Origin of the sequence: Chitinophaga cymbidii (genome assembly GCF_007992715.1) — a bacterium.
Classification (GTDB): domain Bacteria; phylum Bacteroidota; class Bacteroidia; order Chitinophagales; family Chitinophagaceae; genus Chitinophaga; species Chitinophaga cymbidii.
In genome coordinates this window covers 47,944-70,266 of record NZ_BKAU01000010.1, presented here as the reverse complement: position 1 = coordinate 70,266, position 22,323 = coordinate 47,944, and the positions used below count along the sequence as shown (strand labels likewise).

Here is a 22,323-nt window from a genome sequence, read left to right as displayed (position 1 = left end):
TATTATGTAATATGGCTGTAAAATTCTAAATTGGCCCCATGACCGGATACCGGACATACAGTGATGCGCAGCTGACGGTTCTGCTGATGACGGGCGATCACGCGGCGTTCAACGAGATCCATCAGAGATATTATGCGCTGCTCTATCATCATGCCTACAAGCGGCTTCCCAGTGAGGAAGACGTGAAAGACATCCTGCAGGAGTTGTTCGCTGCCCTCTGGAACAACCGCGGGTCGCTGACGCTCACTTCCAGCCTGGCCGCCTATCTCTACACCGCCGTGCGGAATAGGGTCATTAATGTGTTCAGCAAACAAAAGGTCCGGCATATATATATACAATCCCTCCAGCAATACCTCGACGAAGGCGAGAACGTAACCGATCAAAAGTTACGGGAGAAGGAACTGATCGCCCTGGTGGAAAGGGAGATCGCCGCATTGCCGCCCCGGATGCGCGAGGTCTTTGAGCTGAGCAGGAATGCGCAGCTGTCCCACAACGAGATCGCCGAGCTGCTGGACACCAGCCCCCAGACCGTGCGGAAACAGATCCAGAACGTATTGCGGATACTGCGCGCAAAGCTCGGCGCCACCGTGTTTTCCCTGTTTTTTTGATTTTTTTTCTTTCCCGATACCCTGTCCTCCTTTTTGAGCTGTCTAGTATATGATGGAAAAAAGGAACGCAGCCGAACTATTGGAGAAATATAACGCAGGCACCGCCACCGAAGAGGAAAGGGCCTGGGTGGAAACCTGGTATGCCCGCTTTGAAGATAAAGTAACGGAAGTACCCGCGGAACAGGTGGCGGCGGCAGAACAGGAAAGCCGGCGGGCATTTGAGCGCCGGCCCCGGATCAGCACCTGGCCCCGCATAGCCGCGGCGGCGTGCCTGTTGGCGGCTGTTTGCACCCTCGCTTATTTTATCACAAGGCAACCGGCGGATGCTCCGCCCGCCATTGTTCGGCAACCGGTACAGGATGTGGCGCCCGGTGGCAACAAAGCCGTGCTCACCCTTGCCAACGGGCAGCAGATCGTGCTGGACGATGCACAGAACGGCCAGCTCGCCAGCCAGTCCGGCATCACCATTACCAAAGCATCCAACGGACAGATCGTTTACACCGCGGGAAAAGGAAACACAGCGCAAAAGATACCGGAGATCAATACCATCACCACCCCTAAAGGCGGCCAGTACCAGGTTGTGCTGCCGGATGGCACACGGGTATGGCTCAACGCCGCTTCCTCCCTGAAATATCCCGCCATGTTCAGCGGTATGCAGCGCCAGGTGGAGCTTGCCGGCGAAGCTTATTTTGAAGTGGCGCATGACAGGGCGCGGCCGTTCAGGGTGATATCCGCGGCAGGCAGTGCGGGGGAACAGGTGGTAGAAGTGCTGGGCACACATTTCAATATCAATGCGTACGAGGATGAGGCCGGCACCAAAACAACCCTGCTGGAAGGCGCCGTTAAAGTAAGAACAGCAAGCGGAAAAGACGCCCTGCTGAAACCCGGCCAGCAGTCCACTTCCGGCGGCAGGGACCTGCGGATAGAGAACGTGGATACAGACGGCGCCGTGGCCTGGAAGAACGGGTATTTCCTGTTCACGGATGAAGACCTTGCGGGCATCATGCGCAAAGTATCCCGCTGGTACGATGTGGAAATAGAATACAAAGAAAACGCCCTGCTGACGAAGCGCTTCAGCGGCACCGTTTCCCGCTATAAAAACGTATCACAGGTCATAAAAGTGCTGGAACTGACAAAAGCGGCAAAATTCAACATAGAAGGGAAAAAGATCATCGTTTCGCAATAAGGAATATTTCACGTTATTATTTAATCATCCCTTAAAACACAATATGAAAAAACAATCAAACTAAAGCTTCCCATCCGCCGGCCATCAGAAAAAAACAGGGGCGCTGACAACACCCCTGCTGGTTTATCTGATCAAACCGGAATAGTGTGTCGAATACCATTTTTAATTCAACCAGATAACCAAATGTATAAAATTTATACTGAAGTTGTATGCTGGCCAAGCCGCCGCATGCCTGACATTTTGCTCACAATGCTGAAAGCAGGTCTCTCCTGCAACTCAAAAAGCCGACTAATAATGAGTATCAAGCTCACTGCAGTTTTATTGTTCACAACCATCGTGCAGGTCAGCGCCACCGTATCTTACGGCCAGCGGCTGAGCCTGCAGCAGAAGGATGTTACGCTGAAACAGGTCTTTAAAGAGATAAAAAAGCAGACCGGTTATGACGTGTTCTACCAGTCCGGGAAACTGCGGGCCGGCCAGCGCATCGACGCCAGCTTCCTCAATGCCCCGCTGGAAGATGTGATGAAGGTCTGCCTGCAGCGGCAGGCGCTGGACTTTGTGCTGTACGAGAACACGATCATCATCAAGGAAAGGGAAAAAACGATCCTCGACAAGCTCAAAGCAACACTGCGGATACCGTTTTCGGGAAGGATCACGGACAGCAAAGGCCAGGCGCTGCCGGGCGTGAGCATCCGGCTGAAAGGCACTTCCGTGGCTACTGTCACCGATGCGGAAGGCAACTTTACCCTGCAGCTCCCCGGCGATACGGGCACGCTGGTATTTTCGTATATGGGTTACGTTACGAAAGAAGTGGAGGTGGATGAAAGCAGGACCGTACTGAGCATACAACTGGAAGAAGACACCAAGGCGCTGAGTGAAGTGGTGGTGGTAGGATATGGCATGCAGCGGAAGTCGAGCATGACCGCCGCGGTTTCTACCGTAAAAATGAAAGATGTTGAGAATGCGCCTCGTCCCAATATATTGTCATCACTCGAAGGCCGTGTACCCGGCCTCACGGTCACGGAAACCTCCGGCGAACCGGGCTCCTCTCCTTCCCTGCTGGTGAGAGGCGTGGGTACGATCGACGGCGCCACCAATCCGCTGGTAGTGATAGACGGCAGCCCGAACGGCAACCTCGCCAGCATTGCGCCCGGCGATATTGAAAGCATTTCCATCCTGAAAGATGCGGCAGCAGCTGCCATTTACGGAGCGCGCGCGGCCAATGGCGTGATCCTCGTCACCACCAAACAGGGCGGGCAAATGGACAAAGCCGTATTGAGCTTTAACAGCTACGTGGGCCTGCAACAGCCCACCCGCACGCCCGGCACTATCAGCTCTTTTGATTACGCCACACTGGTGAATGAAGCGGCATTCAACGAAGGCCGGCCCGCGGTGTATAGTGAAGATGATCTGCGTCTTTTTAAAGAAGGCACCGACCCCGACATGCATGCGAACACCGACTGGCTCAACGAAGTACTGCAAAAGAACGCGCCCATCGTGAACAATTACCTCAGCGTGAGCGGCAACAGCAAGATCGGGAAATACTTTGTGTCCGGCGAATACCTTTACCAGAAAGGCTCCGTAAAAAAGATCGATCATTTCAACCGCATCAACCTGCGCGCCAACCTCACCAGCAAGATCAGCGACAAGCTGCAGCTGCAGGTGCTCACCACCTACCTCCGCACCAAAAGGGACGCCGCGAATGCGATGGGCATCTTCAACAATGCGCTCCGCGCCTCCGCCACTTCGCCGGTAAGGTTCTCCGACGGCCACTGGGGCGGGCAGATGTTCGCCAACGGCAACCATCTCTGGACTACCGGCAACCAGGTATCCGTGATCGAGCAATACGGTCCCGTTGCCAACAACTGGAGCAACTACGCGATCAACGCCAACCTTGAATACAAGCCGGTCGACGGCCTTACACTGAAGCTGCTGGGCGTTTACCAGGCTTCCAATACCGATTTCTCCAATTACTCCCGCAAGCTGGAATCCTGGGATTTCATCACGCGCTCTGTATCGCAGGTCATTCCCAACAGCCTGACGGAAAACTGGAGCAAAGACAACAAATACGATCTGCAGGCCACTGCTACTTACGAGAAAAACTTCGGGAAACATTATCTCAAGGCGCTGGGCGGCTATTCGCTGGAATCTTACCGGAATGACTGGATCACCGCTTACCGCCGGGATTTCATCAACGACGGTATTTATGAACTGAACGGCGGGGATGCGGCCACGCAGACGAACGGCGGCGGCGCGGACCACTGGGCTTTCATGTCCGGCTTCGGCCGTTTGAACTACAGCTTTGAAGACCGCTTCCTGCTGGAATTCACCGCGCGTTACGACGGCTCCTCCCGCTTCGCGCCCGGCCGCAAATGGGGTTTCTTCCCCTCCGTATCCGCCGGCTGGAACCTGCAAAAAGAAAGCTTCCTGCGAAACTGGGAAGCGCTGGACATGCTCAAGCTCCGCGTTTCCGTGGGGCAGCTGGGCAACGCGGAAAAAGTGAGGTTATATGAATCCTATCCCAATCTCGTAACCGGCCCGCAATACAATTTCAACGATGTGCAGGTAGTAGGCGTGCTGCTGGACAACCCGGCCAATCCCAATCTTTCATGGGAAACCACTACCACCTACAACGTGGGGCTGGACGGAAGCATCCGCAACGGGTTACTCGGATTTGAAGCCGACATCTGGCGGAAAAACACCAAAGACATCCTGCTGAACGTGCCTGTCTCCACCATCATCGGCCTGCCTTCTTCCAGGCTTACCACCAACGCCGGTGAAGTAGCCGCACATGGCTTTGACCTGATGCTGACGCACAACGGAAAAGCAGGCGCCAACTTCAGCTATAACGCATCTTTCACCATCTCCGGATGGAGAAGCTGGATCATCGATCTGAAAGACAGGGCTACGCCCTACAGCACCGAATTCAGGCCCGGCGAAGACCTCGGCAACATTTACGGTTACGAGGCCATCGGCATCATCAATTCGGAAGATCAGCTGAACGCCTACAAAACCCTCGAGGGCGTGCCCCCGCAAATAGGGCTAGGCGATCTCATGTACAAAGATCAGAACGGCGACAAACGCATCGATTACATGGACGCCGTCAACATCGGCAACAGCTACGTAAAAACCCAGTACGGCCTCAACCTCGGCATGCAATACAAAGCATTCGACCTTTCCATGTTCTTCCAGGGCGCCGGCAACACCAACCGGGTCATCGGTGAATTTGTAAAGAGCGTACTGGAAAATTATAATTCACCGCTCGCCGTTCACCTGGACCGCTGGAATGACGACAACAGGAACGCCAACGCCGAATTCCCGCGCATCCTGCAAAACTTCAGCCATAACAATTCACAGTCCAGCTGGTGGATCAGGAACGGCGCCTACGTGCGGTTGAAGAACCTGCAACTTGGTTACAACGTGCCCTCGAAAGCCTTGTCCAGGCTGAACATCCAGAGCCTGCGGGCCTACGTCGCCGCCACCAACCTGCTGACGATAGCGCCGGGCTACGTGGAAGGATTTGACCCGGAAAGGGATGTCATCAACACATGGTACCCTACATTCCGCGTGGTTTCCCTGGGCATTAACTTAAAACTCTAATCCGGTTGACATGAAAAAATTACGCTTACTATATATCGCCGCCATCTTCTCGCTGGTTTCCTGCGAGGACTTCCTGGAAACACCGCCGTTAACGAACCTTTCCGGTGATTCCTTCTACAAATCTCCATCAGACGCACAGTACGCCGTGAACGCCCTGTACACCTCGTTCTACGAGCTGGAAGGCAGCGCCGTGCCGTACATGGACATCCTCACGGACCTCATCTTCCTGAAAAATTCCTGGGAAGCCGGTTTCTTCCCCGCCACTAACGGGTCGCTGACAGGCGATAACTGGTGGATCGGGCAATTCTGGAGCTCACGGTATACGAAGATCAGGAACGCCAACTATTTCTTCGAGAACATCGACAAGTTCCAGGGGCAGATGCCGGAAGCGGAAATGAATAACTACAAGGGGCAGGTACGCGCTATCCGCGCATTCCTGTATACCCGGCTGATGCAGGGTTTCGGGGACGTGCCGCTGATCACCACCGTGCTGCCCGTGGAAGCATGGCCCGCCAGGAACAAAGCGGAAGAAGTGATCGGTTTCATCATGAAAGAATTCGATCAGGCCATCATCGAACTGCCAACAGAACCCGCCGACGCCAAACACGGCCGCCTCACCAAATATGCCGCCTATGTGCTGAAAGCACGCGCAGCGCTGTACGTGGCCGGGTACTACAACAAGCCGGAATATTATGAAGTAGCCGCTGACGCCCTGCGCGAAGTGGTAACATCCGGCAGGTTCTCGCTCTTCAGAAGGTATAATGATCCGTACCGCGACTTCGGCGCGCTCTTCCTCGAAGAGAACGAAGGCAGCAACAACCCGGAAATCATACTGTCTTACCAGTTCACCAAAGACCTTGCGCCCAACAACATGACCACCGCCTTCGCCGGCCCCGGATGGAAAAGCTTCCAGGCGCACCAGAACTACATCGATATGTTCGAAGGCATTGAAGGCTGGCAGAAATACGGCATCAGCTTCGCGGAAATGAACAAATACCGGGACACGAAATTAAAACGCAGTCCACTCGAAGGCGTTGACCCCAACTACGACCCGCAGCATGAATTTGCGAACCGCGATCCGAGATTGGGGCAAACCTTCTTCGATCCCCACATCAGCCAGTCCGGCGGCGTGATCGTAAAGCCCGGTGAGTTCTGGGCGCCCGCCAACCGCAACTTTGCGCCGGACGCGGATAACGACGCCTACTTCTTCAAAAAGATGGTGGAGCCCTCCAACTTCAATCCTGTTTACTATTACGGCAACAGCGCCAACAACTATATCCTGATCCGTTATGCGGACGTGGAGCTGCTGTATGCCGAAGCCCTGAATGAAACCAATCATACCGGCGACGCCATCCCTTATGTGAACGATGTGCGCTCAAGGGCCGGCATGCCGCCCATTACCGCCGGCAGTAAGGAAGAGCTGCGCGAGATCATCAAACATGAACGGAAGATAGAGCTGATCATGGAGCAGCAGCTGTACTGGGATTACAAGCGCTGGCGCGATCTGGAAGTGACGATGCCTTTCGATGCGGTATTCTACGGCTACCGCCGCGAGGTTTTCGGGCAGGAATCGCAGGTGATGGAAACCAAGAAGCTCGAATACCCGAAGTACTACACATGGCCCATTCCGGTGGGAGAATTACAGAATAACGGAAACCTGGTACCTAATACCGACTGGTAAAAGGTAGATACAGGACGTACTGTGCGGGCGGCATCCGTTGCCCGTACAGGCTTTCTCATGCGATCACATTTAAAATCATTAATTATGAAAAACATGCACACAGCAACATGGCTGATCATACTGGTATCCCTCTCGTCCTGTTTCAAGCAGGAAAAAGAAAAGAAACAACCGGAAGCAGAAGTGATGATGACCACGCCGCCGGGCGCCACATGGGTGCTGGATTCCGCGAAAAGCGATGAATTTGACAGCCTGGACACCACGAAATGGAGCGCCGCGCCGCTCTGGTATTACGGCGGCGTAACGGGCGATTTTGCTTATAAGGAAGCGAATACCGTGGTTACAGGCGGACTCGCGCGCATCAAGGCGCAAGAAGAGAGCTATAACGGCAAGGCGTACACGGCAGGCTGCCTGAAATCGAAATTCGAGATCGGCGGCGATACCTACCTGGAAGTGCGCGCCAAATCCATCTGGCGCGAAGCGAACGTCTGCATCGCCATCTGGCTGGGCGATCAGCCTACGGTTGCGAAGAATCCCAACATCGAAATAGACATGCAGGAAACCAAGGACGCGGACAGCCTGCCGCATCAGCTGAACACCAGCCTGCTGCGCTGGCCCATGCCCTATGACCCCGCCGTGCCCAACAAGGTGTATGGCAGCTGGTTCTATCCGCAGCCCGCGGGACTGGATGAGGATTTTCACATCTACGGCCTGGAACGCCGCAGCGGGAAGCTCCGTTTTTACATGGACAATGTGCTCTACTTTGAATGGGAAGCCACGGACTGCCCGGAGTTCGTAACACAGCTCCGGCCGCTGATACTGAGCATCGAAGGCCATGCCGGCGATCCCGTGCCGGCGCACCTGCCTTCGGATTTTTTAATAGACTGGGTACGGGTGTACAACGCTTTGTAAAAACTTTAAAAAAAGATCTATGAAAAAAAGAAGCATGATGGCCCTGCTGTCATTTTTAATACTGGCCGCCTGCGGTAAAGACGACAAGCCCGCGCGCACCCCGGAAGAAAAGCCCGCCGTTTCCATATTACCGAAAGAAGCCGCCTGGGAACTGGACGATGCGAAAAGCGATGAATTCGACAACCTGGATGCCAGCAAATGGAGCGCCGCGCCGCTCTGGTACTACAACGGCGAAACCGGCGCATTCATCTTCAAAACGGAAAATACCGAAGTGGCGGAAGGGCACGCGCGCATTTTCGCGAAGCGTGAAGATCATAACGGTAAGCGCTACACGGCGGGTTGTTTGAAATCGAAATTTGAAGTGGGAGGAGATACGTATATCGAAGTGCGCGCCAAAATGGTGAAGGCCGCCGCGAACGTCTGCGCCGCCATCTGGCTGGGAGACGAGCCGGTGGAATCAAAGAACCCGAACATCGAGATCGACATCCAGGAAACCAAGGATGCCGATAATGCGCCGCACCGCCTGAACAGCAGCCTGCTCACCTGGCCCAAGCCCGGCAACGGCAATACGGTTCCGGGGTCAAAATTCTTCTATATCTCGAAAGGACTGGACGAGAACTTTCACCTGTACGGCCTGGAACGCCGCAACGGAAAGCTGAGCTTTTACCTCGACGGTATCCGGTACTGGGTGTGGGACGCCGCGGAAACGCCGGAGTTCGTTACGCAGCTGCGCCCTATCATCCTGAGCCTTGAAGGGCATGCCGGCGATCCCGTGGATGCGCATCTTCCCTCCGATTTTCAGATCGACTGGGTGAGAGTATACAATGCGAAATAAACCCCTATGATGCGCTCTTTATTGTCAGGAGGGTGTGCCGGTTGGCGCACCTTCCTTTTTTTATGCAATATGTGGACAGGATTCTGCAATACGGGGAGCCCGCCGCTTCCACCGTACGTCTGGTACGAAATTTTCTGCTGTTACTGCATGGAAACAACGCATATCACGGTTTACATCGATGATAAACCGTACCGTTTCAACATTACGGTTGATCATGAAGAAGAAAAAACGACTTACCAGGTAGCCACGGAAGACGCCGATGAGGAGGAATACATTCCTTCCAGCCTGCAGTTTACAGAAGACGGGCAAGTGACCGCCAAAGGCAGTCTGCGTACGGTAGAACAGGAACAGATCGCGCGGCTGATATGGCAGGAGATCATCAATAAGATGAAGCCACAATAAGCTCTTTCAGATGAAAGCCGCCGGCTTCCGCCATTACCCGGAAAGTGTAAGTCCCCTTCTTCAATGATATCTTTCCGGCGTCGGTTACCCGCCATTGCTGGATGCCGCCGGTTGCTGGAAGAGTTACGTCCTTTTTTACCGCTTTGCCGTTCACCTGTATGACGGCCCTGCCGCCGGTGCTATCGGCTGCTGTATTTAGTTTTAACAGGTAATCGCCGTTGCGCGGAATGTGGATGGTATATTGCAGCCACTCTCCCGTTTCAATGTCCGTCACATAATAATTCCCTTCACTGCCGCCAATATCCACGCCATCATTGCGGTACATACGGCCGCTGTTGCCGCCCTGCTTCAATGCGGGATCTGAAACACGGTAGTTGGCGGTGTCCATATCATAATACGCGACGCCGTTGATGCCGAGATCATAATCCACCGCCTGGATAGCGCCGGGCGCATGCTTTTTAAAGGGAATCGCTTCGCGGCTGTGCGGCTGGCGCAGCATGGCGTCGATCACATCCTTGTGATAGATGTTGTTTTCGAACTTTGTGTCCGCCGCCAGCTGCATGAGCGCCTGCCAGGCCATTTCCGCACCGGGTTTGGGGCCACGGTTGCTCCAGTACGCAAGTATCTGCTGGTAGCCGTCGTTCGTTCTTATTTCCAGCGGGTTGTTGCTGCCGAGCTTCTTCAGCGGCCACCAGGCCCAGCCGATATTATGATCTTCCAGCAGGCGGATGGCCTGCGTGAACCACACGTTCGAATTTTCACCGGTTTCCCCGATCCACACCGGCACTTTGTACTGGTCACGGTACTTGAGGATATATTCGATAGACGCCACGTTGTTGAAGTTCCAGTATTTGTGGAAGCTGAGCACCATATTGGCATCCCAGGGCGGCAGGATACCGTTGTAATTATTGCCCCAGCCGTTGCCTTCGATGATGATGATATGTTTGTTGTCCACTTCGCGGATGGCTTTGGTGATGTCCATCATCAGCTTTTTCAATGGCACGTTCGTTTTTTCTTTCAGGCCGTTCTTGTCGTTGACGGGATCTTCAAAACCGAAGTTGGGTTCGTTGATGATGTCGTACGCCGCGATCCAGGGTTCATTTTTGTACCGCTCCGCGACCTTTTTCCATAGCGCGACGGTCTTTTGCTGATGCGCGGGGTTTTCCCAGAGGGAAGGCATGCTGCCGTCGCGGTCGGAAATATTGAGATCGTTGCCCTGGCCGCCGGGTGCGGCGTGCAGGTCGAGGATCAGGTACATCTTGTTGGCCTTGCACCAGGCCAGCAGGCTGTCTGTCATCTCAAAACCTTTATCCAGCCAGGTTTGCCGGCCAGCTACCGGCTCTTTGTCCACCGGCAGGGTGTATAGCTCAAAATGCATGGGCAGGCGCACGGAGTTGAAGCCCCAGGCTTTCAGTGCATCGATGTCCGCTTTGGTTGTGTGATTGGCGAGCCAGGCGTCGTAAAAGGCCTGTGTTTTCTCTGCGCCTACCAGCGCTTCGATGCGCTGGCGGATCTTGTGCTGCTGCCCGTCGCGGTACACCCGCAGCATGTAGCCCTCCTGCAGCATCCAGCCGCCGAGGCCGTAGCCGCGGAGTAATACGTTCTCGTTTTTTTCGTTGATGATCTTTGTGCCGGAGGTTTTCAGAAACCCCTGTGCGAAGAGCTGAATGGGTACTAACAGAAAAATAAGCAAGATTTTCATAGCGGAATATTTAAAACGCGGCGATAAAATAGGCATTTTCACACTAATTTGTTGCAAAGATGAAGAACTATTCCAAATGGTGCATTTTTTGCGGCAAAATGCGCATGAAAAATACGCTGGCAGCTTTGTGCATGTTCCTTTGCCACCTTTGCCAGGCGCAGGACACGCTGCCCGCCATTTCCGTTTACGGCTATCCCGGCCGGCAGCTCTTTACCCGTGTACCCGCTTCCGTTAGTGTGGTGGACAGTACCGTGATCAAATATCAACCCGCTTTCTCCGTGCTGAATACCGTTCCCGGCGTGAGGCTGGAAGAGCGTTCGCCGGGCAGTTACCGCCTTTCGCTCCGTGGCAGCCTGCTCCGCTCTCCTTACGGCGTACGTAACGTAAAAGTATATTTCGACCAGTTCCCGCTCACCGACGCCGGTGGCAATACTTATCTCAATTCCATTGCCATGCCGGGCGTAGACCGCATGGAAATACTGAAAGGGCCAGATGGCAGCCTGTTCGGCGCCAACTCCGGCGGCGTGCTGCTGTTGCAGCAGGAACACACAGAACAGTCCGAAGCCGGCATCTCCGGCGGCTCGTACGGCCTGTTTGCCGAATACGCGACCTTGCGCAAAACCCTCGGCAAACACAAGCTGCGCCTCACACAATCCTATCAGCAATCAGACGGATACCGTCAGAATACAAGACTGACGCAGCAATACTTCCAATTATCCGATCGCTGGCAGTATTCGGAAAAGAACGCCTTGCAGGGATTTGTATTCTACAGCGACATGGATTACCGCACCCCCGGCGGCCTCACCCTCTCGCAGTTCGAAGAAAACCCGAAGCAAGCCCGCCCCGGCGTGATCGGCCAGCGGGTAGCGATCTATAACAGGATGCTGTTTGGCGGCCTTTCCCATACCGCCGCTTTTTCTCCGCGGCTGAAGCATGTGATCGCCGTCACCGGATCATCCGTCAACTTCGAAAATCCCTTTATCACCAATTACGAAACGCGCAAGGAAAACACCTGGGGGCTGCGAACCTATCTCACCTGGCAGGGCGCTTCCGGCAAATGGGAGAACAACACCGGCGTGGAATGGCAGCAGACCGCATCGGATATTCATAATTACGATAACGAAGTCGGCGAAAAAGGCGCCCTGCAAGCCGCCGCGGACATCCTCAGCGACCAGCATTTTTTCTTTAACCGCTTCAAAGCCGAAATTGCGGAAAAGCTCACCCTCGAAGCCGCCGTCAGCCTGAACTTCTACAGCTACAATTTCCGCGACAGCGCCAAAATAAAAAAGCACTTCGATCCGCAATGGATGCCACGGCTGGCGCTCAGCTACCAGCTGCATGAATCCGTAGTGGTGCGCGCCACCGTCAGCCGCGGCTACTCCCCGCCCACCACCGCGGAAGTGCGCCCCGCCGACAACCAGATCTACGAAGGATTGCAGGCGGGAAGCGGCTGGAATTATGAAGCCGGCGTACGCCTGTCAGACAGAACGCAACGTTTTCGTGCAGACGTATCCGTATTCCACTACCGCCTCCAAAATGCCATCGTACGGCAGGTAAATGCCGGCGGCGCCGAGTTCTTCACCAACGCCGGCGGCACGAAGCAAACCGGCCTTGAATCGCAGTTGTATTTCCGTTTCTTCAAAAATGAACGTTCCGCCTTTTTCCGCAACATCACCGCCAACAACAGCTTCACGCTGAACCTCTTCCGTTTCGATAACGGCAACGACCTCACCGGCGTGCCGAAGCAGGTGCTCACAACCAGCCTGCTGGCGCATCTGCCCGCGGGCATCTACCTTTTTGCGCAGCATCATTTTACGTCCTCGCTTCCGCTCAATGATGCCAACACGGTGTATAACAGGCCCTATCATGTGGTAATGCTGAAAGCGGGATGGGCATTCCGTACGTTTGAGCTGTATGCCGCGGCGGACAACCTGTTGAACGAGCGGTACAGCCCCGGCAGCGATATCAATGCGTTCGGGAACAGGTATTACAATGCCGCACCGATGCGGGCGCTGGTGGGGGGCGTGAAAGTTAAATGGTGAAATTCGGGGGAAATTGTAAATTAGTGTCAGTTACCCAATCTTATATCTATGAAACAAGTATGTTTGTTCCTTCTTATCCTATTCCCGGGGTTCTCATTCGCCCAGATTGCAGACACCAGCGCGGGCACAACGATTACTTCTACCGGCTGGTACAGGATAGCGGTAAATGGTGCTATGGTAGTCAATAGCGCCGGTGGTACACGCGCAGCAGCAAGATTTATTCTTCGTGATGTAATGAGCGGCTGGCACCAGAACGTAGAATTCCTCGCTTCGGTCGAGTTTGGAAATCGCCCCAGTATTGTAGTCCAGAATAACAGCTATTACTCCCCTACTCCCGCTTTTACAAAAATAAGAATGGTGGAAGCTGGCACTTACGACGGTGCGGCGATTGAAGTATTTGTAGCAGCTCCGAACGCAGTTCCTACTGTATTCATAAAGGATAATCTACAGGTAACCGGATGGACACTTGTTCCATGGACCAAAATAACCAGCTTGACGGGTGATCAGGATGGAGTGCCAACAGGATTCGCAGCACGGGTCATTAATCTCTCTGAACTTGTAACCGGCTTCACCACCGCAAATGGCAGCATATATCAATTCAATAATGGACGGCTTAACATCAATGATCCTGCCGCAACAACAGGAACTGTGAATATAGCCAGTACAGGTCCGGGAATAGAGCTGGCATTTACTGGTAACAATCCCGCCAATATTTATTCCACCGCTGCATTGTACCTGTTGACGGCCACCGGTCACCCGTTACACTTCGGCTCCAACGGCATCAACAGCCGCGCCATCCTTGATGTCGACGGCAACTTCGGCATCGGCACCACAGACACCAAAGGCTACAAACTCGCCGTAAACGGAAACGCCATCTTCACAAAAGTAAAAGTCAAAACATTTGCAGGCTGGCCGGATTATGTATTCGATGAAAACTACCAATTGCCAAGCCTGAAAACGTTGGGCGACTATGTAAAATCGGAGAAACACCTGCCCGGCATTCCATCCGCCCGTGAAATAGCAGAAAACGGTCAGGATATCGGGGAAATAAACATGCAGCTCCTAAAAAAAGTGGAAGAATTAACCCTGTATCTGCTGGATCACAACAAAAAGATCGAGGCGCTGCTTGAAAAGGTAGCATCCCTCGAAAAGGAAAACAAAGCGCTCCGGTCAAATTAAACAATTTAAGTATCTTAGTATCATGAAACTCACACACTCCCTCTACCTGTTGGCCCTCGCAACCACCACATTCGTTTCCTGCGGAAAGGAAGAAAGCCTTGAACCGGACGAAAATGCGGCAGTGAAACAGGAACTGATCGGAACATATGATTTCCTCTACATGGCTGCCCATACGGAAAGTGATGTCAGCATGAACTACGCGGGAGAGAACCTCCGCACCGTAACGATATCGGATTATATCTCCAAAGACAATACCGGCACATATGAAATTACCGCCAGCGAAGTGAAATCCGTGGGCATCGGCTATACCATCGATACGGTTATAAAGGTGCGGTCATATGACGGCGGACAGATAGACGAAATGGAGGCTGGATTCACATTTACAGTGGCAGACCTCAATTCCTCCAGCACCTATAAGCTGGTAGGAACGGACTCACTCTATGCCGAATCCGGGTTCGCCAGCGTGCCTTCCGGCAGCGGCGGACAAACGGACCTTCCCGTCAAGCCCTCCGGCGCAAAATTCTTCTGGTCGGGAGATACGCTCACTTTTTACGGTGAATATGCCGCGGAGTCAATTGTTGTAGAACAGGGGATATCCGTAACGAACAGGCAATATTCAAGGCATGCTATCAGGATGTTAAAACGCCGCTAAACAAATATCATGAAGTTCGCGCATCCCGTTTATATATTGGCTACTCTGGCATTGACGTTTACTTCCTGCACGGCGGAGGAAACTGAGCCTGATTCGAAGCTGTTGGGAACCTATGACCTGTTGTACATGACACTTAAAATGAATACAACAATAACATCGGATACCAGTGAAGGCAGAAAGAAGACCATTTACCTCTATGACTATGCTACACAGGAAAATACCGGTACTTTTACGATCCGGCCGGACAGAATATTTGCGGACAGTATTGGTTACAGGATAAATACCATCGTAAAGGTTTCCGACTATTATAACGATGTAGCGGAAAATACACAGGAACTTGAAATGATCCCGCCTCCTTTCGAAGGCATCACGATGTCGGGGACATACCAACTTATCGGTGAAGATTCTCTTTATGCCAGTTCAGGGCTAATAAGCACTTACAACACCGCAAATCCTGCAAGGATTGGCATGCCTTACGGAACAAGGTTTTTCTGGTCCGGTGATACGCTGACATTTTATCACAGGACGGACACACTGCAACATCTGGATGCGCCCGGCAACCCGAGAACAAGGCGTTCAGTTGCCTTGTTCTCAACGAGATACCTGAAACGCAAATAATCACAAAGCGGGATACCGCCAACGAAATGCCCACGATCCATCCTTACCGGCATTAACGGCAGCACCTGATGCCGAACCCACCGCTGAAATTCCGTTAACATTGGCATAATTCCTGTAACTACATAGGAAAAATCATTTGCCATGGATATCATCATTCAGTCGTTAGGCTTTAAAGCAGGTGAAGCGCTCGAAAGTTTTATCAGGGAAAAGCTCGATACCATTAAAAGCGACCGTATCATCAGGGCTAACGTGGGGCTATATATGGGCGCCGAATCCGATCCGGACAAGAACTTCTGCGAAATACTGCTGGAAATACCGGGAAATGATCTCTTTGTGAAAAAGAACAATGCATTTTTTGAAACCGCTGTTTCCGAATGTGTGGAAGTTTTGAAGCAACAGATCAACAGGGAAAAAGATAAAAATATTGATGCACGCCAGGCAAACGGGGAGAAAATACAGGATGCACTGATAGAAGGAACAGCACGTGATGAAGATACAGACCTGGAAGACGTGGTGAAATAATTTGTCCGTGTTTGCGCCTCAAAAGCAAGGGCTGACCAGCAGTATAACAACTTCAGGTCAGCCCTTCATTTTTTACAATTCCATCCGCTCGGCAAAATTGCACAGCCCTTCCAGCAGATTGCTCAGCTCTTCGCCGGTCTTTGTGAGGCTGTACTCCACCCGCGGCGGCGTTTCGTTCAATGTTTTTCTCCGGATCAGCTTGTGCTGCTCCAGGAGCTTGATCCGGTCCGCGAGAATGTTGTCGCTGATATACTTCAGGTCCTCGCGGATACTGGAAAAACGGTTGTTGCCTTCTTCGATGCTGAACAGCACATCAGTCATCCATCTTTTGCTTAACAGGTTGAGCAGTTCGTTCAACGCACACTTCTCCTCAAGATAAGCCTGGTTCTGAAAATTGGAAGAATTGACTTTTCTGTTGTGAATGATCATCCGGTTTTTTTTTCAATAAACAGATATGTAGAAGAATGCGGATCAAAATTACAACATTTTTGTTCATAATGAATAGCCCACACGGAGCATCAGGTTGCGCGGCGCACCGGTGTAATATCTTTCTCTTTCGCGTACAGCGCCGGTGTAATACCGCTTGTTGAAAACATTATTGACGTTCAGGCTGAGCGATACCCGGTTTACTTTGTAGAAAATGGCCGCGTCAGCTACCGTATAACCCGGCGTAGTCTGCGCAGGCGCTTGCAGCATAGGCGTTTTGGAGGACAGGTTCATGCCGGCGCCAAAACCCAATCCGTCCAGCAAACCATTGTTCAATATTTCATATTTCGCCCAGATATTTCCCTGGTGCAAAGGCGCCAGTCCCAGTTTTTCATTGATCTTGGCAGGGTCGATATCCCCGGTGATCCTGGCGTCGTTGTAGTTGTACGCGCCATTTACGGAGAACGACGGACCGATCCGGCCGTTAAATTCAACTTCAAATCCCGTTGACGTAACTTCTCCCAGCTGCCGCCAGATACGGTCGTTAGGATCGGCAACCGTGGGATTGGTAAGCTGTGTGACGTTGATCTTTTTGATCTGGTACCATGCTGCGGTGAGCAGCAGATTTTTGTTGAACAGTTCCTGTTTCGCCCCGAATTCAAACTGGTTGCTGTATTCAGGCTTCAGTTCTCCGCCGCCTTCCACCGTGCCGTATATCAATGATCCCGAAGAAACCGGCTGAAAGCCTGTGATATAGGAACCGTACACGTGCGTGTTGGAAGGGAAATTATAAGTTATGCCGATCTTGGGCAGCCAGGCTTCCTGCGACACTTTATCTTCCGTGGGCGTTTTATAGGCCAGCCGGAAAGTGTAGTCCTCGTAGCGCAATCCCAGCAGTACTTTTAGCCTTTCGCCGATGCTCACCTGGTCCTGGAAATAAATGCCGTTGGCATAATCCCTTGTTCTGTTGGCAAGGGAATAGTTGACGGTCGCCAGATCATAGACCGCGCCGTCCAGGTTCGTACTTTTCGTTGGATCGTATACGTTTACTTTCCCGATGGGCGCATTGTTATAGCGGTATGTTCCCCAGTTGAACAACGATACATTATAATCATAACCGATCAATGCCTTGTGGCCGAGGCTCCCGGTATTGAAATCCGCGGTGAGGTAACCGGTGGCGTTGTCCGCATCCATTTTGGACTCCCATTCCCAGTAAGACACGCTGATGCTGCTGTCCCCGTCCGACCAGGCCGCGTCACCCAGGTAGATTTCCGCAGAATGCCTTCTGTCATCCCACTTAAGAAAATCTTTTAAATAGGACAGATTGAAATGGATGTTTTTGGTAATACGCTGGCTGAGGGAAAAGTTGATGGAAGTGGTGGTGGTCTTATTCCTGTCCCCCGGCTGAAATACTGTAAAATCTATGGGTGTTTCATCAATGGATTTTCCTTTAAACGGAAACAGGCCGTCGTTTTCGAGGGTGATGAGCCGGGTATAATTTACATCCACATTGATCCGCGTACCTTCCCTCGGCAGAAAAGAAAAAGAAGGCGCCAGGGTGAATGCATCGTCTTTCATATTCTGATACCAGGTATCGCTCAACTGGCCGAAGGCATTGATCCTGTACAGCACAGTGCCGTCTTCGGTCACTTTCCCGGTAAAGTCGAGGTCGCCTCTGACGGTGTTGAAGCTGCCCGTACTGAAGGATACCTGCTGCTTTTTCTGCGCCAGCGGCTTTTTGGTAACTATGTTGATCACCCCGCCGGGGCTCATGTTCCCGAACATGGAGCTGGAAGGGCCTTTGATCACTTCATAACTTTCCACCACCGGTGAAATGGCAGCGAAACGATAGTTATCCGTTAAGGTACGAAGGCCGTTGATAAGCCTGTTGGTGCTTACAAACCCGCGGATGATCACGGAGCGGCCGTTATTGGTCACCCGCACGTTTGTGTTCCGGGCAACGTCATCAAAGCGTACAGCCTGCCGGTCCCGGATCAGTTCCTGGGTGATGGTGGAAACAGTGCTGGGAATTTCCGTAACCGGAATGGCGATCTTGGTGGCGGCGAACGAATAGCTGGCTTTATATCCATCGTCCCGCCGGCCGGTTATTTCAACGGTTTGCAGCTCGCCCACGGAAGAAGTCAGGGTAATGACCGGCAGTTCTGACTGGCCCGTTGTAACCGTAACGGATATCTCTTTCGGTTGATACCCCACAGATGAAACCCTGACCTTGTAGTTGCCCGGCGGCAGCGCGGGGATCGTAAACGAACCAGATGCGGAAGAAATAACGGTCTGGTTATTTATGGAAACAGAAGCATGCGGAACAGGCTGTCCGGCTTCATTTCTGATCATCCCGGCTATCCCGGGCCGGTCCTGGCCAAAGACGGTAGAGGGAATCGAAGCGGAAATAAATATGCCGAAGAAAAAGGCCAGCAGTTTTAATTGCATTATTGACAGGTTTTGGTTGTGAGGAAAATTCGCTGCAAAGCTGTTGCAATGCGGCAAGAAAGGGTCAGCCAATCGGGAAAAAGATTTACGCAAAGGGGAAACTGACTTTTCAATGACAGGGGGGGGATCCAGGCTCACTATTTAACAAGTGCTTCCATCCCGGAGTAAAAAAGCTTATTTTACAGGAGGTCAAATAAAACAAACACTATGAAAAATTTATTTCCGGTGGCGGCAGTGCTTGCCGCATTGGCAATAACATCCTGCAACCCGGCCCCTTCCGCCAGCAAGATCAGCGCGGACCCGGATAACGCGGGGCTCAAGCTGCCGCAAGGTTTCGGAGCGCTGAAAGTGGCGGACAGCATCGGGCAGGCACGGCATATCGCCGTTACCGGCCAGGGCGACATCTATGTGAAGCTTAACCGCCTCAAGGACAACAAGGGCATCGTGCTGCTGTCTGATAAGGACGGCGACGGCAAAGCTGAAACCCAAAGCAGCTTTGGTAACTACGGCGGCACCGGCATATCCCTGAAGAACGGATACCTCTACGCTTCCTCCAATGAAGCGGTATACCGCTATAAGCTGGATGACCAGCAACATGTAACGGATACGGCTAAACCGGAAACGATCGTTACCGGCCTGATCGACCGCCGCCAGCATAACTCCAAATCAGTAGTGCTGGACGATAGCGGTTACGTGTATGTAAACATCGGCGCGTACTCCAATTCCTGCCAGACGGAAGACAGAACAAAAGGCTCACAGGGCATGCAGCCCTGCCCTATCCTGGATTCCGCCGGCGGCATCTGGCGCTTCCGGGCGGACGGCCAGAACCAGTCTTATGGCGATGGCATCCGCTACGCCACGGGGCTCCGCAATGTGGTGGGGCTGGACTGGAACACCACCAACAACGCGCTTTTTGTAATGCAGCACGGTCGGGATGGCCTGCACGACCTGTTCCCGGACATGTACGACACCAAGACCTCCGCCGAATTGCCCGCGGAAGCCATGTATCAGCTGAAGATGGGCTCCGATTGCGGATGGCCTTATATCTATTACGATCAGTTCCAGAAAAAGAAGATACTGGCTCCTGAATATGGCGGCGATGGCAAGAAGGAAGGCGCCCCCAATGCGGAAGAGCCTGTGGTGGCCTTCCCCGCGCACCTGGCCCCGAACGCGCTGCTGTTCTACACCGGCAACATGTTCCCGGAAAAGTACAAAAACGGTGCATTTGTTGCCTTCCACGGCTCCTGGAACAGGGCGCCTGAAAAGCAGGCCGGATATATGGTAGCCTTCGTTCCCTTCTCCGGCGGCAAGCCCTCCGGTGACTGGGAAGTGTTTGCGGACGGCTTCGCCGGCATGGAGGAAGTTACCTCTCCCGGCCAGGCCAAGCACCGCCCCTGTGGGCTGGCGCAAGGCCCCGACGGCTCCCTCTATATTTCAGATGACGTAACCGGAGCGATTTACAGGATCATTTACAATAAATAACAGCGCATGAAGTTAGTGAATGGACTTGTGATAGGTGGATTGATATTCCTCGGCTGCAACCAGCAGCAAACATCATCATCGTCTGAAAACAAAACCGATTCCGTGGCCGCTCCTGCCCCCGCCCCCGTTATCAGCGACAGCCTCAAAGCCGTGCTGGCAAAGGGACAGGAAGTCTATAACAAACATTGCGTCACCTGCCACCAGGCCGGCGGAGACGGCGTTCCCAACCTGAACCCGCCGCTGACCGGCACAGACTATGTGCTGGGTGATAAAACAAGGCTGATCAATGTGGTGCTGAAAGGGTTGAATGAAGACGTGGAGATCAATGGCATGGTGTACTCCAATCCCATGCCCGCGCACGCTTTCCTCAACGATCAGGAAGTGGCCGATGTGCTGACTTACGTGAGGAACAGCTTCGGGAATACCGCGGAAGGGATCACCAAAGAGGAAGTGAAAGCCGTGAGAGCCGCAAAGTAGTAATCCAGGACATTTAATATCAGCAGGCTGTACCGCAACTTCGGTACAGCCTGTTTTTTTCTTTCAAAAATTTTCACTTTATTTACGGCCTTACAATTCAGCCTGCTTACAACCAACATCATGGAAAAGATCATCAATGCCGTCAATGACATTGTGTGGAGCAATGCATTTATTATACTATGTCTCGCCACCGGTATCTATTTTTCAGTCATCACCCGCTTTTTACAGGTAAGGTATATTAAGACCATGGTAAAGCTGCTTTTCGGCAGCAAGTCCTCCGAAAAAGGCGTGTCGTCGTTCCAGGCATTTGCCATTGCTATATCAGGAAGAGTTGGAACCGGCAATATAGCAGGCGTAGCCACGGCAATTGCGATGGGCGGCCCCGGCGCTGTTTTCTGGATGTGGCTGATCGCCTTTCTGGGTGCGGCTTCCGCCTTTATTGAAGCTACACTTGGGCAAATATACAAGCAGGTAAAAGACGGACAGTACCGCGGTGGCCCGGCTTACTACATCGAAAAAGGATTAGGCGTGAAATGGTATGCCGTTGTGTTTGCGATAGCCACCATTTTAAGCACGGCGCTTTTTCTGCCCGGTGTGCAAAGCAACAGCATCGCACAGAGCGTGCACAATGCGTTCAATGTGCCGGTAGCCGTTACCGGCGGCGCGGTGACGCTACTACTGGCGCTGATCATTTTCGGCGGGGTGAAACGCATCGGTAAAGTAGCCGAGTTCGTAGTCCCCTTCATGGCTGCCGGTTACATCCTGATGGCCGTTATCATCATCATCCTCAATATTAACGAAGTACCGGCCGTATTCAGCCTGATCATACGCTCCGCATTCAACCTGGAAGCCACGTTCTCCGGCGTATTCGGCGCCGCGATCGCCTGGGGCGTGAAAAGAGGCATTTATTCCAACGAGGCCGGACAGGGCACCGCACCGCATGCCGCCGCTGCCGCGGAAGTGAAACACCCCGCGGAGCAGGGCCTCGTACAGGCGTTCTCGGTATATGTAGACACGCTGTTCGTATGCTCCGCTACCGCCCTGATGATCCTTTTCACCGGGCAATACAACGTGGTAAACCCCGAAGGCGGGTTCATCGTGGAAAACCTCCCCGGCATCAAGGAAGGCGCCGCATATACACAGGCCGCGGTCAGCGTTCACTTTCCTTCTTTCGGCGGCAGCTTTGTGGCGATCTCCCTGCTCTTCTTCGCCTTCACTACCATCATGGCCTATTATTACATCGCGGAAACCAACCTCAGCTACCTGGATAAAAAAGGAAATAACCGCTTGCTGGTATGGGGACTACGCATATTGATACTGGGTGCCACTTTCTACGGCTCCGTAAAAACGGCCGCGCTGGCATGGACGATGGGCGATATCGGCGTAGGTATGATGGCCTGGCTGAATATCATTGCCATTTTGCTCTTGCAGCGTCCGGCACTGAAAGCGTTGAGAGATTACCAGCAGCAGAAAAAATCGGGTAAGCAGCCGGTCTTCCGGCCGGAGGAGCTGGGAATTAAGAATGCGGATGAGTGGGCGTAGATGGCTAAGGAT

At 52.9% G+C, this 22,323-nt stretch carries 18 protein-coding genes; 15 read left to right on the top strand and 3 right to left on the bottom strand.

The window, feature by feature from the left end; translation table 11 throughout:
* Positions 1-38 precede the first annotated feature (38 nt).
* From CCY01nite_RS26350 to CCY01nite_RS26320, 7 genes are all read left to right on the top strand, one after another.
* Positions 39-608, top strand: a complete 570-nt coding sequence (locus tag CCY01nite_RS26350) for an RNA polymerase sigma factor (protein ID WP_146867566.1) — start codon at positions 39-41, stop codon at positions 606-608.
* A gap of 52 nt (positions 609-660) precedes the next feature.
* Positions 661-1,794, top strand: coding sequence for a FecR domain-containing protein (locus tag CCY01nite_RS26345; RefSeq protein ID WP_186831285.1), 1,134 nt, complete (start codon positions 661-663; stop codon positions 1,792-1,794).
* A gap of 294 nt (positions 1,795-2,088) precedes the next feature.
* Complete coding sequence (locus CCY01nite_RS26340; RefSeq protein ID WP_186831284.1) at positions 2,089-5,394, top strand: SusC/RagA family TonB-linked outer membrane protein; 3,306 nt, start codon at positions 2,089-2,091, stop codon at positions 5,392-5,394.
* Positions 5,395-5,404: 10 nt separating this feature from the next.
* The gene (locus tag CCY01nite_RS26335; RefSeq protein ID WP_146867563.1) at positions 5,405-7,075 is read left to right on the top strand and encodes a RagB/SusD family nutrient uptake outer membrane protein; all 1,671 of its coding nucleotides are present in this window, start codon (positions 5,405-5,407) and stop codon (positions 7,073-7,075) included.
* An 84-nt stretch (positions 7,076-7,159) separates the two neighbouring features.
* Positions 7,160-7,984 carry a glycoside hydrolase family 16 protein gene (locus CCY01nite_RS26330; protein ID WP_186831283.1) on the top strand — a complete coding sequence of 275 codons (825 nt, stop codon included), beginning with the start codon at positions 7,160-7,162 and terminating at the stop codon, positions 7,982-7,984.
* A 19-nt stretch (positions 7,985-8,003) separates the two neighbouring features.
* Positions 8,004-8,819 carry a glycoside hydrolase family 16 protein gene (locus CCY01nite_RS26325; RefSeq protein WP_146867561.1) on the top strand — a complete coding sequence of 272 codons (816 nt, stop codon included), beginning with the start codon at positions 8,004-8,006 and terminating at the stop codon, positions 8,817-8,819.
* Between the two features lie 147 nt (positions 8,820-8,966).
* Complete coding sequence (locus CCY01nite_RS26320; protein ID WP_146867560.1) at positions 8,967-9,221, top strand: hypothetical protein; 255 nt, start codon at positions 8,967-8,969, stop codon at positions 9,219-9,221.
* On the opposite strand, the gene CCY01nite_RS26315 is transcribed toward CCY01nite_RS26320, so the two are convergent.
* Positions 9,199-10,923 (bottom strand): cellulase family glycosylhydrolase, encoded by a 1,725-nt coding sequence (locus CCY01nite_RS26315; RefSeq protein ID WP_146867559.1) that lies wholly within the window; start codon positions 10,921-10,923, stop codon positions 9,199-9,201. The genes CCY01nite_RS26320 and CCY01nite_RS26315 overlap by 23 nt on opposite strands.
* A gap of 59 nt (positions 10,924-10,982) precedes the next feature.
* On the opposite strand from CCY01nite_RS26315, the gene CCY01nite_RS26310 reads away from it, so the two are divergent.
* The 5 genes from CCY01nite_RS26310 to CCY01nite_RS26290 all read left to right on the top strand — a co-directional run bounded on the left by CCY01nite_RS26310 (position 10,983) and on the right by CCY01nite_RS26290 (position 15,936).
* Positions 10,983-12,965 (top strand): TonB-dependent receptor family protein, encoded by a 1,983-nt coding sequence (locus CCY01nite_RS26310; protein ID WP_246130060.1) that lies wholly within the window; start codon positions 10,983-10,985, stop codon positions 12,963-12,965.
* A gap of 48 nt (positions 12,966-13,013) precedes the next feature.
* Complete coding sequence (locus CCY01nite_RS26305; RefSeq protein WP_146867558.1) at positions 13,014-14,144, top strand: hypothetical protein; 1,131 nt, start codon at positions 13,014-13,016, stop codon at positions 14,142-14,144.
* Between the two features lie 22 nt (positions 14,145-14,166).
* Positions 14,167-14,796: a hypothetical protein gene (locus CCY01nite_RS26300; protein ID WP_146867557.1), complete on the top strand. Its 630-nt coding sequence runs from the start codon at positions 14,167-14,169 to the stop codon at positions 14,794-14,796.
* Between the two features lie 9 nt (positions 14,797-14,805).
* The gene (locus tag CCY01nite_RS26295) at positions 14,806-15,414 is read left to right on the top strand and encodes a hypothetical protein (RefSeq protein ID WP_146867556.1); all 609 of its coding nucleotides are present in this window, start codon (positions 14,806-14,808) and stop codon (positions 15,412-15,414) included.
* Positions 15,415-15,555: 141 nt separating this feature from the next.
* Entirely contained in the window at positions 15,556-15,936 is a 381-nt protein-coding gene (locus CCY01nite_RS26290; protein WP_146867555.1) for an HPF/RaiA family ribosome-associated protein, read from the top strand.
* Positions 15,937-16,008: 72 nt separating this feature from the next.
* Here the strand turns inward: CCY01nite_RS26290 and CCY01nite_RS26285 are convergent, their stop codons facing one another.
* On the bottom strand, positions 16,009-16,365 hold the full coding sequence (locus CCY01nite_RS26285) for a winged helix-turn-helix transcriptional regulator (RefSeq protein WP_146867554.1): 357 nt from the start codon (positions 16,363-16,365) through the stop codon (positions 16,009-16,011).
* Between the two features lie 63 nt (positions 16,366-16,428).
* Positions 16,429-18,810 carry a TonB-dependent receptor gene (locus CCY01nite_RS26280; protein WP_146867553.1) on the bottom strand — a complete coding sequence of 794 codons (2,382 nt, stop codon included), beginning with the start codon at positions 18,808-18,810 and terminating at the stop codon, positions 16,429-16,431.
* 207 nt (positions 18,811-19,017) lie between these two features.
* Between CCY01nite_RS26280 and CCY01nite_RS26275 the strand changes: the two genes are divergently transcribed.
* The 3 genes from CCY01nite_RS26275 (at position 19,018) to CCY01nite_RS26265 (ending at position 22,311) form a co-directional block, all read left to right on the top strand.
* Positions 19,018-20,292 carry a PQQ-dependent sugar dehydrogenase gene (locus CCY01nite_RS26275; protein ID WP_146867552.1) on the top strand — a complete coding sequence of 425 codons (1,275 nt, stop codon included), beginning with the start codon at positions 19,018-19,020 and terminating at the stop codon, positions 20,290-20,292.
* Positions 20,293-20,298: 6 nt separating this feature from the next.
* Positions 20,299-20,769, top strand: a complete 471-nt coding sequence (locus CCY01nite_RS26270) for a c-type cytochrome (protein WP_146867551.1) — start codon at positions 20,299-20,301, stop codon at positions 20,767-20,769.
* A 120-nt stretch (positions 20,770-20,889) separates the two neighbouring features.
* Positions 20,890-22,311 carry an alanine/glycine:cation symporter family protein gene (locus CCY01nite_RS26265; RefSeq protein ID WP_146867550.1) on the top strand — a complete coding sequence of 474 codons (1,422 nt, stop codon included), beginning with the start codon at positions 20,890-20,892 and terminating at the stop codon, positions 22,309-22,311.
* Positions 22,312-22,323 lie beyond the last annotated feature (12 nt).